General features: G+C 66.8%; 13 protein-coding genes and 1 riboswitch. All 13 genes read left to right on the forward strand.

The genetic code is table 11. The features are described 5' to 3' along the window. Positions 1 to 11 precede the first annotated feature (11 nt). The 13 genes from efp (at position 12) to rpe (ending at position 13,895) form a co-directional block, all read left to right on the forward strand. Positions 12 to 569 carry an elongation factor P gene (efp, locus tag QPC17_RS04220; protein ID WP_062612438.1) on the forward strand — a complete coding sequence of 186 codons (558 nt, stop codon included), beginning with the start codon at positions 12 to 14 and terminating at the stop codon, positions 567 to 569. Beyond that, on the forward strand, positions 569 to 1,066 hold the full coding sequence (locus tag QPC17_RS04225; protein ID WP_068538311.1) for a transcription antitermination protein NusB: 498 nt from the start codon (positions 569 to 571) through the stop codon (positions 1,064 to 1,066). Before efp ends, QPC17_RS04225 begins: the two co-directional genes overlap by 1 nt. 55 nt (positions 1,067 to 1,121) lie before the next feature. After that, on the forward strand, positions 1,122 to 1,511 hold the full coding sequence (locus QPC17_RS04230; protein WP_062612442.1) for a carbamoyl-phosphate synthase domain-containing protein: 390 nt from the start codon (positions 1,122 to 1,124) through the stop codon (positions 1,509 to 1,511). Then, positions 1,511 to 4,777 carry a carbamoyl-phosphate synthase large subunit gene (gene carB / locus QPC17_RS04235; protein WP_285347504.1) on the forward strand — a complete coding sequence of 1,089 codons (3,267 nt, stop codon included), beginning with the start codon at positions 1,511 to 1,513 and terminating at the stop codon, positions 4,775 to 4,777. The genes QPC17_RS04230 and carB overlap by 1 nt, the downstream gene beginning before the upstream one ends. A gap of 173 nt (positions 4,778 to 4,950) precedes the next feature. Next, positions 4,951 to 5,262 (forward strand): integration host factor, actinobacterial type, encoded by a 312-nt coding sequence (gene mihF / locus QPC17_RS04240; protein WP_062612445.1) that lies wholly within the window; start codon positions 4,951 to 4,953, stop codon positions 5,260 to 5,262. Positions 5,263 to 5,324: 62 nt separating this feature from the next. After that, on the forward strand, positions 5,325 to 5,876 hold the full coding sequence (gene gmk / locus QPC17_RS04245; RefSeq protein ID WP_062612447.1) for a guanylate kinase: 552 nt from the start codon (positions 5,325 to 5,327) through the stop codon (positions 5,874 to 5,876). 51 nt (positions 5,877 to 5,927) lie between these two features. Then, positions 5,928 to 6,194, forward strand: a complete 267-nt coding sequence (gene rpoZ, locus QPC17_RS04250) for a DNA-directed RNA polymerase subunit omega (RefSeq protein WP_062612449.1) — start codon at positions 5,928 to 5,930, stop codon at positions 6,192 to 6,194. After that, on the forward strand, positions 6,184 to 7,449 hold the full coding sequence (gene coaBC / locus QPC17_RS04255; protein WP_246783045.1) for a bifunctional phosphopantothenoylcysteine decarboxylase/phosphopantothenate--cysteine ligase CoaBC: 1,266 nt from the start codon (positions 6,184 to 6,186) through the stop codon (positions 7,447 to 7,449). The genes rpoZ and coaBC overlap by 11 nt, the downstream gene beginning before the upstream one ends. Next, positions 7,446 to 8,630, forward strand: coding sequence for a methionine adenosyltransferase (gene metK / locus QPC17_RS04260; RefSeq protein ID WP_285347505.1), 1,185 nt, complete (start codon positions 7,446 to 7,448; stop codon positions 8,628 to 8,630). The genes coaBC and metK overlap by 4 nt, the downstream gene beginning before the upstream one ends. A 30-nt stretch (positions 8,631 to 8,660) precedes the next feature. Then, entirely contained in the window at positions 8,661 to 10,751 is a 2,091-nt protein-coding gene (locus tag QPC17_RS04265) for a primosomal protein N' family DNA-binding protein (RefSeq protein ID WP_285347506.1), read from the forward strand. A 143-nt stretch (positions 10,752 to 10,894) separates the two neighbouring features. Then, positions 10,895 to 11,806: a methionyl-tRNA formyltransferase gene (gene fmt / locus QPC17_RS04270; protein WP_062612455.1), complete on the forward strand. Its 912-nt coding sequence runs from the start codon at positions 10,895 to 10,897 to the stop codon at positions 11,804 to 11,806. Continuing rightward, entirely contained in the window at positions 11,803 to 13,212 is a 1,410-nt protein-coding gene (locus QPC17_RS04275; RefSeq protein ID WP_062612457.1) for a transcription antitermination factor NusB, read from the forward strand. The genes fmt and QPC17_RS04275 overlap by 4 nt, the downstream gene beginning before the upstream one ends. Before the next feature lie 20 nt (positions 13,213 to 13,232). Next, positions 13,233 to 13,895 (forward strand): ribulose-phosphate 3-epimerase, encoded by a 663-nt coding sequence (gene rpe, locus QPC17_RS04280; protein WP_062612460.1) that lies wholly within the window; start codon positions 13,233 to 13,235, stop codon positions 13,893 to 13,895. A 21-nt stretch (positions 13,896 to 13,916) separates the two neighbouring features. Continuing rightward, positions 13,917 to 14,041, forward strand: a riboswitch (FMN riboswitch). Positions 14,042 to 14,044: the final 3 nt, after the last annotated feature.

Here is a 14,044-nt window from a genome sequence, read left to right on the forward strand (position 1 = left end):
ATTGGATAAACGTGGCAACGACGAACGACCTCAAGAATGGCATGGTCCTGAAGATCGACAACCAGCTGTGGCAGGTGGTGGAGTTCCAGCACGTCAAGCCGGGCAAGGGCCCCGCCTTCGTGCGCACCAAGCTACGCAACGTCCTGTCGGGTAAGAATGTCGACAAGACGATGAACGCCGGGGTCAAGGTCGAAACGGCCACGGTTGACCGCCGCGACATGCAATACCTGTACAACGACGGGGAAGACTTCATCTTCATGGATCTCGAGACCTACGAGCAGCTGCCCGTGTCGGCGGCCGTGGTGGGGGACGCCAAGAACTACATGCTCGAGAACCAGAACGTCATCATCGCGATGCACGACGGCCAGGTCCTCTTCATCGAGCTGCCCTCCTCGGTGGTCCTCGAGATCACGTTCACCGAGCCGGGCCTGCAGGGCGACCGCTCGAACGCGGGCACCAAGCCGGCCACCCTCGAGACGGGCTACGAGATCCAGGTGCCGCTCTTCATCGAGCAGGGCACCAAGGTCAAGGTTGATACCCGCACCGGCGAGTACCTGAACCGCGCCTAATGGACAACAACTCTCGCCCCAATCCCAAGCGGAAGGGTAGGTCCCTTCAGCGGCAGATGGCACTCGACGTGCTGTTTGAGTCCGATCTTCGCGGCACGGACCTGCGCGCGCTCCTCGAGGAGCGCCGGGTCGTGTCCACCCACATGGTCCCCATCGGGGACTACGGGGTCACGATCGTCTCCACGTACGCCGATAACGCCGCCGACGTCGATTCGATGATCGAGGCGGCATCACCGAAGTGGTCGATCGAGCGCATGTCGATCGTGGATCGCTGTCTGCTCCGCGTGGGGGCCACCGAGCTCATGTTCTTAGGGGTGGACCTGCCCGTGGTGGCCTCCGAGGTCAAGTCTCTGGCCCGGGACATCTCCACGGATCGGGCGGTCCCGTTCCTCATGGGCGTGATCAATAGGATTGGCGAGATCCGCGCCGGTGAAACCGCCGGCTTGAATGACGACATCGAACAGTTGCCGGTCACGGGACATCATCCCGAACCGTAAAGGCGTTAGGACGCCGGTCATGTGGCCGGCGTCCTTTTTTATGAATGGAGGATGCATGAGCACGGCGAGGATCATCTTCGAAGATGGGACGGAGGCGCGCGGACTGGCCTACGGCGCGCGTGGGACGGTGAGTGGGCGCGTGGTCGTCTGTTCCTCGGCCACGGGCTACGAGCAGGCACTGCGTGACAGTGCGGGAGCGATCGTGCTGGTCACCACCCCGCACGTGGGCAACACGGGCCTGACGGGGGAGGGGCCGCTCACGGCGGCCGGACTCATCGCGCGAGATCCCGTCCCGCGCTCGTCGTCCGCCTTCGCGGTGGCCGAGCTGGAGGAGCGGCTGCGCGCGGACGGCGTCGTCGGCATCCGTGAGGTCGACACCCGGGCCATCATGCGCCGCGTCCGCGGCGGCACCACCACGCTCACCATCGTTTCAGAGGAGAACTAATGCCACGTCGCACCGACATCGAATCGATCCTCGTCATCGGCTCGGGCCCGATCGTCATCGGCCAGGCCTGCGAGTTTGACTACTCGGGCACGCAGGCCTGCCGCGTGCTTAAGGACGAGGGCTACCGGGTGGTGCTAGTCAACTCCAACCCGGCCACCATCATGACCGACCCGGACATGGCGGATGCCACCTACGTCGAGCCGATCACGCCCGATGTGGTGGCCCAGATCATCGCCAAGGAACGTCCCGATGCCGTGCTCGCCACCCTCGGCGGGCAGACAGCGCTCAACACCGCGATGGTGCTGGCTGACGACGGCACGTTTGCCAAGTACGGCGTGGAGTTCCTGGGCGCAGACGCGGACGCGATCCGCAAGGGCGAGGACCGCCAGGCCTTCAAGGACGTGGTGGAAGCCTGCGGCGGGGAGAGCGCCCGGTCCTATATCGCCCACACCCTCGAGGAGTGCCACGAGGCGGCCGAGAAGCTGGGCTACCCGCTCGTCGTCCGGCCGTCCTTCACCATGGGCGGGCTCGGGTCTGGCTTGGCCCACAACCAGACCGAGCTCGACCGGATCGTGGGCGGCGGCCTGCGCTATTCAGCCACCGCCGAGGTGCTGCTTGAGGAGTCGATCCTGGGCTGGAAGGAGATCGAGCTCGAGGTTATCCGCGATGCCAACGACGTGGCGATTCTCGTGTGCTCGATCGAGAACTTCGACCCGGTGGGTGTTCACACCGGCGACTCGATCACCATGGCCCCGGCGCTCACGTTGACCGACGCCGAGTACCAGGCGGTGCGCGAACTCGGCATGTCGATCATCCGCGAGGTGGGCCTGGCGGCCGGAGGCTGTAACATCCAGGTGGCGATCGAGCCGGACACCGGGCGCATGGTGATCATTGAGATGAATCCGCGCGTCTCGCGCTCCTCGGCGCTGGCCTCCAAGGCAACTGGCGTGCCGATCGCGAAGATCACCACGAAGCTTGCGGTGGGCTATACGCTTGATGAGATCACGAACGACATGACCGGCGAACCGCTCTCGGCTGGCGACCCGGCGGTGGACTACGTGGTGGCCAAGGTGCCGCGCTTCGCATTCGAAAAATTCCCGGCGGCGGACGACACACTGACCACCACGATGAAGTCGGTGGGCGAGGCGATGGCGCTCGGGCGAAACTTCACTGAGGCGCTGCAAAAGGCGATGCGCTCGATCGACAAGAAGGGCGCCGTCTTCCACTGGGAGGGCGAGGTAGACGTGCCCGCGCTCCTTGAGGCGATTAAGCGCCCCACCCAGGACCGCATCATCCAGATCCAACAGGCGCTGCGCGGCGGGGCGAGCGTGGAGCAGATCAACGAGGCCACGGCGATCGACCCGCTCTTCCTCGACCAGATCGTGCTCATCAACGACGTCGCCCGCGAGATCACGCAGGCCGAGGCCCTCACCGCCGATGTCCTGACGAAGGCCAAGCGGCACGGTTTTTCTGACCAGCAGATCGGGGCGATCCGCGGGATCTCAGAGGCGACCGTTCGCGAAGTGCGCTGGGCCTACAACCTTCACCCGGTGTACAAGATGGTGGACACGTGCGCGGGCACGGCCGAGGCGTCGACCCCGTACATGTACTCCACTTACGAGCAGGAGTGCGAGGTCATGCCGCGCGAGAGGCCGGCCGTTATGATCCTGGGCTCGGGGCCGAACCGGATCGGCCAGGGCCTGGAGTTCGACTACTCGTGCGTGCAGGCTACGTTTGCGCTCAAAGATTACGAGACGATCATCGTCAACTGCAACCCGGAGACCGTCTCCACCGACTACGACATCTCCGATCGCCTCTACTTCGAGCCGCTCACCCTGGAGGATGTGCTCGAGGCCTACCACGCAGAGCTCAAGGCAGGCCCCATCGCCGGCGTCATCGTGCAGCTCGGTGGGCAGACCCCGCTGTCGCTGGCGCAGGACCTCAAAGCCGCGGGCCTACCGATCGTCGGCACCACGCCCGACGCGATCGACATGGCCGAGGACCGCAAGCTGTTCGGCACGGTGCTCGAATCGGGTGGCCTGCAGGCACCCGGGTACGGCACGGCGATGTCGGACCAGCAGGCGGTGGAGGTCGCCGAGGCGGTGGGCTTCCCGGTGCTCGTGCGCCCCTCCTACGTGCTGGGCGGGCGCGGCATGCAGATCGTGTACTCACGCGAGGAACTGGACGAATACCTGGCCAGGCACGAGTCGGAGAAGACCGACGCTTCGCGCGCGTCCTCCCCGCTCCTTATCGACCGCTTCCTCGACGACGCCACCGAGATCGACGTCGACGCCCTCTATGACGGCGACGAGCTTTTCCTCGGCGGGATCATGCAGCACATCGAGGAGGCCGGCATCCACTCCGGAGACTCGGCCTGCGTGCTGCCCACCCTCACCCTGTCCCAGGCGATGATTGACCGGATCTTCGCGGCCACGGAGGCGATTGCCCGCGGGGTCGGCGTGGTGGGCCTGGTCAACATTCAGTTTGCCATCCAGTCCGGGGTGCTCTACGTCATCGAGGCCAACCCGCGCGCCTCGCGCACGGTTCCCTTCGTCTCGAAGGCCACCGGCGTAGCGCTTGCGCCCGCGGCAACCCGTGTCATGATGGGCGAGAAAATCGCCGACCTCAAGACCGAGGGTGCGCTTCCCGACGTCGACGCCCGCGTTCTCGACCTGGTCAGCCCGATCTCGGTCAAGGAGGCCGTGCTGCCGTTCAAGCGCTTCATGACGAAGGAGGGCACGGTGGTCGACACGGTGCTCGGGCCCGAGATGCGCTCGACGGGCGAGGTCATGGGCATCGCCTCGACCTTCCCGGCGGCCTTCGCCAAGTCCCAGAGCGCGGCCTACGGCGGGCTTCCCACCGAGGGCGGGGTGTTCGTGTCGGTGTCGAACAGGGACAAGGCCACGATGATCTTCCCCGTCCTCCAGTTGGTGGACATGGGCTTTACGATCTACGCCACCAAGGGCACGTCCCACGTTCTCGACCGCTATGGGATCCCCACCAAGCCGGTGGCCAAGCTGTCGGAGGCGGGCGAGGTCAACGTCGTCGACCTCATTACCTCCGGCGCCATCGACATGGTGGTTAACACCCCCAACACGCAGGGGGCGCGTGCGGACGGCTATTCCATCCGTGCGGCGACCACGGCGGCGAACCTGCCGATCATGACCACGATCTCAGAATTCTCCGCGGCCGTGCAGGCGATCAAGAACATGCGCAGCCAGAATCTCGGGATCATGTCCTTGCAGGAACACCATGCGTCCAAATAGCGGACCCCACACGTGGCCGACATGTCCGATTTCCAACATATGGGCGGATGCGTGACGCGCTGACCTGCGGGAACGCAATTGTTATGAAACAGCTATGAAAAATACTGGAAAATCCGCCCAATTTAGCGCCGTGAACGCTATATTGGCGGTAAACCAGCACACAGGGAGGCATCATGGCGTTACCACATCTCACGGCGGAAGAGCGTCAGGCGGCTCTTGAGAAGGCGGCTGTTGCGCGCAAGAGGCGCGCGGAAATCAAGGCGCAGCTCAAGAGCGGTGAGCGGAAGCTGTCCGAGGTACTTGAGCTCGCCAAGGAGGACGCCGTGCTTGCCAAGCTCAAGGTGACGTCCTTGCTGCAGTCGCTTCCTGGGGTGGGCCCGGCTAAGTGTGAGGCCGTGATGGAGGACGCGAAGATTTCGCCGTCACGCCGCCTGGGTGGCCTTGGCAAGCACCAGGCTCACCACCTGGTTGAACTCTTCGGCTAAGCGCCGCATGAAGCGCCCCGGGCTACTTGGGCCGCCGGGGCGCTTTCTGGCACCATAGGTATATGCAGGCATTCGTTCTTACTGGTCCCACCGCTGTTGGAAAAGGCACCGTGATCGCCGAGCTGCGCAAGGAGATGCCGGATCTGTGGTTTTCGATTTCGGCCACCACGCGCGCTCCGCGCCCTGGCGAGGTTGACGGCGTCAACTATTTCTTCGTTACCCACGAGGAGTTTGACCGCCTCGTGGCCGAAGGGCAGATGCTCGAGTGGGCGGTGGTCCACGGGCTGAACAAGTACGGCACACCACGAGGGCCGGTCGATGAGGCACTCGCGCAGGGACGCACGGTCCTCCTTGAGGTCGATCTGGCGGGCGCCCGGCAGATCCGTGAATCAATGCCGGAGGCCGCCCAGATTTTCCTGGCCCCGCCGTCGTGGGAGGAGCTCGAGGCGCGGCTGCGTGGCCGTGGCACGGAGAGCGCGGAGGAACAGCGTCGTCGGCTCGAGACGGCGAAGGTCGAGCTGGCCGCGGAGGGCGAGTTCGATGAGGTAGTCGTCAACATAACAGTGGCACAGGCCACCGAGGACATACTTAAGATTATGGCGGAAGGCCGCTAGAATATAAGGCCGATGCCTTGTTTCAAGGCGCCAATTCGTGGAGAGGCAAACATGTTCGGAACCACCCCCCATCCCGAGGGCATCACGTCGCCGGCGATTGACGACCTGCTGGAGAAGGTTGATTCGAAGTACACGCTGGTGGTCTACAGCGCCGCGCGTGCTCGCCAGATCAACTCCTACCGTCAGGAGATGAAGTCGGGCGATCAGAACATCACCAACATCGGCCCGCTCGTTCCCGCTCTTCCTGAAGACAAGCCGCTGTCGGTGGCGTTACAGGAAATCGATCAGGATAAGCTCTCGCTGACCGTTGAGAACTAACGCCTCGGGAGCCTCCCTGCTGGGAGGCTCTTTTGTATCCGCCCCGCGCGTGCTGATCGGGGTGTGCGGCGGCATTGCCGCGTACAAGGTCGCTGTTGTGGTGCGGCGCCTGCGGGAGGCCGGTGTCGACGTCGTCGTTGTGCCCACGCCCGCGTCCCTCGATTTCGTGGGGGTCACCACCTGGGAGGCCCTGTCTGGCAATCCGGTTCATGTCTATACACCCGAGGGTGCGGAGCGCGTGGTGCACGTGGCCACCGGCCAGCAGGCGGACCTGGTGCTCATCGCGCCCGGCACCGCGAACACGATGGCGAAGATCGCGGCCGGCATCGCCGATAATCTGCTCAATGCCTCCGTGCTCGTAGCCACCTGCCCGGTGATGATCGCCCCGGCGATGCACACCGAGATGTGGAACAACGCGGCCACCCAGGCGAACGTTAAGACGCTCGCCGAGCGCGGGGTGGAGTTCATCGGCCCGGCGTCCGGCCGCCTCACCGGCGCTGATTCGGGCGTGGGGCGCATGGTCGAGCCCGAGGAGATTGCGGGCGCCGTCCTCACACGCCTCGGCCTGAACGACTGTCGTGGCGCAGGCGAGCTGGAGGGCACCTCGCTTGTCATTTCCGCTGGCGGGACCCGCGAGCCGATCGATCCGGTGCGCTTCATCGGCAACCACTCCACGGGCCGGATGGGAATCGAGCTGGCGAACCAGGCCGCACGGCGCGGGGCCTCCGTGTCGCTGGTGGCCGCCAACATCGAGTCCGCGATGCTGGCGCAGGTCGATTCGCGCGTCGTCATCGTGCCCGTGAGCAGTGCGCTCGAGCTGTCCGAGGCGATGGAAGCCCGCGCGGATGCCGACGTCCTCATCATGGCCGCAGCCGTGGCTGATTATCGTGTCGCCGAACGTAGCGCGACCAAGATTAAGCATGGGGACTCACTCGAGCTGAGCCTCATTGCTAATCCCGATATTCTTGCGGGCCTTGTCCGCAACCGCCGCCCGAACCAGATCATCGTAGGCTTTGCCGCGGAGACGGGTGACGACACCAACGATTACCTGGAGTTCGGCCGCCAAAAAGCGCGCAAGAAGGGCGCCGACCTCCTCGTCATCAACCGTGTGGGAGAGCGCGCCGGTTTTGGCGACGTCGACACGGCCGTGACTATCGTTGACGCCAGCGGAGCAACCGTTGGCGAAGCTGCCGGCACCAAGCGAGAGGTGGCCGCAGCGATCATGTCCACCATCCCCTCAAGGAAGAATCTGTGACGAAGCTCTTTTCATCTGAATCTGTGACCGAAGGCCACCCGGATAAGGTTTGCGACCGCATCTCTGACACCATCCTCGACGCCCTGATTGCCAATGATCCCTCGGCGCGCGCGGCCGTGGAGACCGTGGTGACCACGGGACTGGTCGCGGTCGTTGGCGAGGTGACGACCAACGGTTACGTCGACATCCCGGCGCTCGTGCGCAACGCGATCCGCGACATCGGCTACACCTCCTCCGAGATTGGGTTTGACGCCGATTCGTGCGGCGTGCTCGTCTCCATTGACCAGCAGTCGGCGGACATCGCCGGCGGCGTGGATGCCTCGCTCGAGGCGCGTACGGACGCGGGCGCGGACCCGCTCGATCAGCAGGGCGCCGGCGACCAGGGCCTCATGTTCGGCTACGCAACGAATGAGACCGAGTCCTTCATGCCGCTGCCGATCCACCTGTCCCACCGCCTGGCCCAGCGCCTGACGGAGGTGCGCAAGCGCGGCATCGTGCCGGGCCTGCGCCCGGACGGCAAGACCCAGGTGACGGTCGATTACGACGGCGATCGCCCGGTTCGCGTCCGCACGGTGGTCGTCTCCACCCAGCATGATGCGGACGTGAGCCAGGAGTGGCTCTCGCGCGCGATCCAGGAGCACGTGGTGCTACCTGTGCTCGAGGCCGAGGCGGGCGTGGACACCTCCGAGGTGGAGGTGCTGGTTAACCCGTCGGGCCGCTTCGTTATCGGCGGCCCGCAGGGAGACGCGGGCGTGACGGGCCGCAAGATCATCGTTGACACCTATGGCGGCATGGCCCGCCACGGCGGTGGCGCTTTCTCGGGTAAGGACCCGTCGAAGGTGGATCGTTCGGCGGCCTACGCGGCGCGCTGGGTGGCGAAGAACGTGGTGGCGGCCGAGCTTGCCGACCGCTGCGAGGTGCAGATCGCCTACGCGATCGGCCGGGCCCGCCCGGTCTCGGTGCGCATCGATACGTTTGGCACAAACCACGTGGAGGAGAAGGCGATCGAGAAGGCGGTGTCGGCCGTGTTCGACCTGCGCCCGGCCGCGATCATTCGCGACCTCGATCTGCTGCGCCCGATCTATGCCGCCACCTCGGCCTACGGCCACTTCGGGCGAAACAACCCCGATTTCACGTGGGAGCGCACCGATCGTGTCGAGGAGCTGCGAGCAGCGATCTAAATTGTCGGAGGCTCATGATTCAATGAATTCATGACGAACGACGAGCTGTTTGGCCTCCCAGATTTTGGGCATCAGGAAGAGTTGCTCTCCCTGAGCCCTGTGGCACGCCGCGTCGGCGGGGTGGATCGCCCCGTAGCGCGCGTGCTACTCGACATGCCCCAGCCGCACATGGACCACCTCTTCGATTACGAGATCCCGGAGAAGATGGCGGCCGTGGAAGAAGGCGCTCGCGTGGTGGTCAATGTGGGCCAGCGCAAGGTGGACGGGTTCGTTGTCGGGCGTAGCGAGGTGACACAGGTGGCCTCGCTACGCCCGCTTGCCCGTGTGGTTTCCCCGATGCGGGTTCTCACCCCGGAGGTGCTCGAGCTCGCTCGGGCGGTCGCCGCCCGGCAGGCGGCGCCGGTGGCGGACTGCCTGCGCCTGGCCATCCCGCAGCGCCACGCCCGTGCCGAACGGGAGTTTTTCGACGACCCGCCGTCGTTCGGGGCACCGAAGGTGCTCGATGACGCGCCGTGGTCGGCCTACATCGGCGGGCCGGAGTTCGCCACCGAGGTGCGAGCCGGATCTCACCCCAGTGCGGCGGTGCAGATGCGGGCCCGGGATCGGGTCCACCACCTTCTGCCGTTCCTCTTGAGCGCCGTGCGGGAGGCGGGAGAGTCGGTGCTCATCGTGGTGCCCACCCCCACGATTGCGCGCCAGCTTGCGGCGGATGTGGAGCGGTTGGTGGGGGAGACGCCCGCGCTCATGCTGTCTCAGGACGAGCACGCCACGCGATACCGCACGTTCCTGGCGGTGCTCACGGGCCGGGCCAGGATCGTGGTGGGCACGCGCGCGGCGGCGTGGGCGCCGCTGGAGAAGCTGGGCATGGTGGTGGTCGTGGACGATCACCACTCGGCGCTACGCGAAAGGCGCAGTCCCTACGTCCATGCCCGCGAGGTGCTGGCCCTTCGCGCCAAGCTCAGCGGTGCGTCCTTCGTGTCCTTCAACTTCGGCCCGTCCCCGGAGCTGGCCGCGATGGTGCAGCGAGGGCAGGTGAGGTGGATAACCCCGGCTCTGAGCGAACACCGGGGCGGGGTGCCGCAGATCATGGCGGCGCAGGATTTCCGCACCGAGGGAATTGACCTGGCCCGGATGCCTTCGTCGGTCTTCGCGGTCACGCGCGAGGGGCTGACGCGTGGGCCGGTGCTCTTCCTCGTGCCGGAGGCAGGTTACGTGCCGGTCACGGCGTGCAACAGGTGCCGGGAGCTTGCCACCTGCCCGGTGTGCGGGGGATGGCTGGCGATCAGTCATCCGGGCGCGCCCCTGCAGTGTTCGCGCTGCTCGCAGGTGGTGCGCCAGTTCCGGTGCGCCTCGTGCGGGGGCGGGCAGGTGCGCGCCGCGCGGATCGGATCGCAGCGCACGGCCCAAGAAGTCGGGCGGGCGTTCCGGGGCACCCCGGTCCACGTGGCGGGGGTTGGCCAGTCGGCCGGGCTTGACGGGTCGGCGCGCATCGTCGTCTCCACTCCCGGCGTGGTGCCGGACGTGGAGGGCGGGTATGCGGCCGCCGTCGTGCTTGACTCGGGCTACCTGTTACGCTCCAACCGCCTGGACGCGGAAGTCCATTTCCTGCGCACAATCGCCCACGCCGCCGCCCACACCCGGGCACGCAGTGAGGGCGGGAAGATGCTCGTGGTGGGGGACGTGCCCACGCCCCTGGTGGGAGCCCTTCACACGTGGGACATGGCGGGCTGGGCCGAGGGCGTGCTCAGTGAGCGCGGGCCGATCGCTCTGCCGCCCACGTCGTGCTGGGTGGAGGTGCGAGGGGATCACGCGGGTCTGCGTGACTTCCTCGGGCTGCTGCGTGCCGTGTCGGCGCAGGCGGAGGGCTCGCCTAGTTCCGGCGCGCCCAGGTCTGGTGGTGCGGACCTACCGGTGGATGCGCTGCTTGGCGGCGGCGCGCACGACGTCGTGCCCGGGATCGCGGTGCTTGGCCCGCAGGTGGCGGGCGATGGCCTGGTGGCCTACCTGCGCTTTCCCGAATCGGAACGCGCGGAGAAGACAGCGGCCGTGTATGCGGCCGTGCGGGAGGCCTCGGCGCGGCGGGTGGCGGGCGTGCGGGTGCGAGTGGACCCCGAACTGTAGGCCGGTGCTGGACAGGCGAGCCGGGGCGAACTGTGGAGGCGACGCCGAACAGGTGGGCCGGGGGCTGGACCGTGAGGGCAGGGCCGAACTGGCAGGGCAGCGCTGAACTGTGAGGGCACGGCCAAAGCCCGTAAGATGGACGGGTGCGTATTATCTTTGCTGGAACCCCCGATACCTCGGTTCCCTCCCTTGAACGGCTGAACGAGGACCATGAGGTCCTCGCCGTGCTCACCCGCGCCCCGGCGCCGGTGGGCCGCAAGCGCGTGCTGACGAAGTCGGCCGTGCATGACCGCGCCGAGGAGCTGGGTCTGTCCGTCCTCACCCCGGCCACGCTCAAGGACGCCCAGGTGCAGGCGCAGATCGCGGAGCTGGACCCACAGGCCGTGGCCGTCGTCGCCTACGGCCTGCTCGTGCCTCAGGAGCTACTGGACGTGCCCGAGCACGGCTGGCTCAACCTTCACTTCTCGCTGCTGCCGCGCTGGCGGGGCGCGGCGCCCGTGCAGTACGCGATCGCGCACGGGGACCGCGTGACGGGGACGGCCGTGTTCCAGATCGAGGCCGGGCTGGATACCGGGCCGGTGTACGACGTGCGCGAGCACGCGATTGCCGATTCGGACACCGCCGAATCGCTGCTGGCCGTGCTCGCCGAATCGGGTGCGCGGCAGCTGTCCGAGGTCTTCACCGCCCTCGACTCCGGCGTCGCGAGTGCCAGCCCGCAGGAGGGCGAGGCGACGCTCGCGCCGCGGCTCACGTCGAAGGATGCCCGGATTGACTGGTCGGCGCCCGCGGAGGCGGTCTCCGCCCGCACCCGCGGATGGTGGCCGGCGCCCGGCGCGTGGTCGGAGATGGCCGGCACGCGCGTCAAGCTCGGCCCGGCGGCGGTGACCGACGTCGAGGGCCTGCGCCCCGGCCAGATCGGTACCGACGGGCTGGTCGGCACGGGTACGACGGCCGTGCGGCTGTCCCGCGTGGGGCCCGCGGGCAAGGCGTGGATGGAGGCCGCAGACTGGATTCGCGGTTTGCACGGGGAGTCGAGTTTTGAGGTGGCACGATGAGTGAACGTCCTGCGGGATGGCGGCCCGGCCGCCGGCAGAGCGACGCGGCCCGCACTGCCGTGTTCGAGGTCCTGATCGACGTGGAGACGAACGGGGCGTATGCCAACATCGCCCTGCCCAAAGCGATTCGGGCCGCGCGGCTGAACAAGCAGGACGCGGCCTTTGCCACCAACCTGTGCTACGGCACGCTACGTCTGCAGGGGCGGTGGGACGCGATTCTCGCCCACTGCATGGACCGCGAGCCCGAACCCGCCGTCAAGGTGTTGGCGCGCATGGGTGTCCACCAGCTCTTCGCCCTGCGCACCCCGCCCCACGCCGCGATTAACGAAACGGTCATGCTGGCCCGCCACCACGTGGGCACGGGCGCATCGGGCTTCGTCAACGCCGTGCTGCGCCGGGCGGGCGAACGCACGCTCAAAGAGTGGCAGGACCAGCTCAAGGCCGACCACGGCAAGGTCTCCTCGGTGGGCTTCCTCGCCGACTGGTTCTCTCACCCGCGATGGATCGTGCGCGCGCTGTCCGATGCGCTTGCGGCTCACGGCCGCCCAAAGCGCGACCTCATCTCGGTGCTCAAGGCTGACAACGAGCCGGCGGGAGTGGCCCTCGTGGCCCGCGACATCTCCATCAACGCCCTGCGCTCGGACATCGGGCGTGGCCACATGAGCTCCCAGCCAGGCCACCTCGTGGACTCGGCGCTCATCCTCGAAGGCGGCGACCCCGGGCGGGTCTTTGCCGTGCGTGACGGGATCGCCGGCGTGCAGGATGAGGGCTCGCAGCTCGTGACCCGCACGTTCGCCGCGGCCCCGGTCGACGGCGAGGACGCCGCGTGGCTCGACATGTGCGCCGGACCGGGCGGGAAGACGGCCACGCTCGTGGCGCTAAACCCGTCCGTTACCGTCTTCGCCAACGAGCTCCACGAGCACCGGCTCGACCTCGTCGCCGAGAACGTAGCCCCCTGGGCCAACCGGGTTCAGCTCCGGCTGGGGGATGGCACCGACATCGGCACCGAGCAGCCTGGCCAGTTTGATCGGGTCCTCATCGACGCCCCCTGCACGGGCATCGGCGCTCTCAGGCGTCGTCCGGAGGCCCGCTGGGCGAAGGAGGCGGGCGACGCGCTTGACCTCGTGCGCCTGCAGCTGTCCCTCCTCGAGTCTGGTTGGGAGGCCGTGCGACCGGGCGGCGTCGTCGGCTACTCCACGTGCTCGCCGTACCTGCCCGAGACCACCGGGGTGGTCGAAACCTTCCTGGCCGGCCGCGACGACGTCGAGGTGCTCGACACCCGCGAGCTCGCCTCTGCTCAGGCGAAGTTCCCGATCGTGGGGGAGGGCCCCTACCTTCAGCTGTGGCCTGACCTGCACGCCTCAGACGCCATGTTTCTTGCACTCTTGCGCAAGCGGGCACACTAGGCGCCGGCTAGAATTGGCCTATGAGAATCTCCCCTTCCATCCTCAATTGCGATTTTTCTGACCTGCGCGGCGAGCTGGCCAAGATCAGCAACGCCGACTGGGCGCACGTGGACATCATGGACAACCACTTCGTGCCGAACTTGACGATGGGCGTGCCAATCGTGGAGTCGATCGTGGGGGTGACGCCGATTCCGGTGGACACCCACCTCATGATCGAAGATCCGGACCGCTGGGCGCCCGCGTTTGCGGAGGCCGGGGCGAAGTCGGTGACCTTCCACGCGGAGGCGGCGGCCGCCCCGCTGCGCCTGGCACGTGAGTTGCGGGCGATGGGCGCGCGCGCGGGCCTAGGCCTTAAGCCCGCCACGCCGATCGAGCCCTACCTTGACATCCTCGATGAGTTCGACATGATCCTCATCATGACTGTCGAACCCGGATTTGGTGGCCAGTCTTTCATCGAGTCGATGATGCCGAAGGTGGCCCGCACCCGCGAGGCGGTCAACAAGTCGGGCCTAGACGTGTGGATTCAGGTGGACGGCGGTATCTCGCGCAAGACGATCGAGATCGCGGCCGAGGCCGGTGCGGACACCTTCGTGGCAGGTTCGGCAGTCTACAAGTCGGAGGACGCCTACGCCGAGGTCGAGGCCCTGCGCGAGTTGGCGATGCGTCACACACATTCGCATTAAAGCGCCTATACTGGGCACATGCACATGCTCCGGGGTCAGTGAAAATCTGAACCGGCGGTGAAAGTCCGCGACCCGGCCAGTTTGGGCCGGTTGATGGGGTGGAATTCCCCAACCGACGGTAATAGTCCGGATGGGAGGAGCAATGAGGC

Source organism: Trueperella bernardiae (assembly GCF_030246965.1).
GTDB classification, from domain to species: Bacteria; Actinomycetota; Actinomycetes; order Actinomycetales; family Actinomycetaceae; genus Trueperella; species Trueperella bernardiae.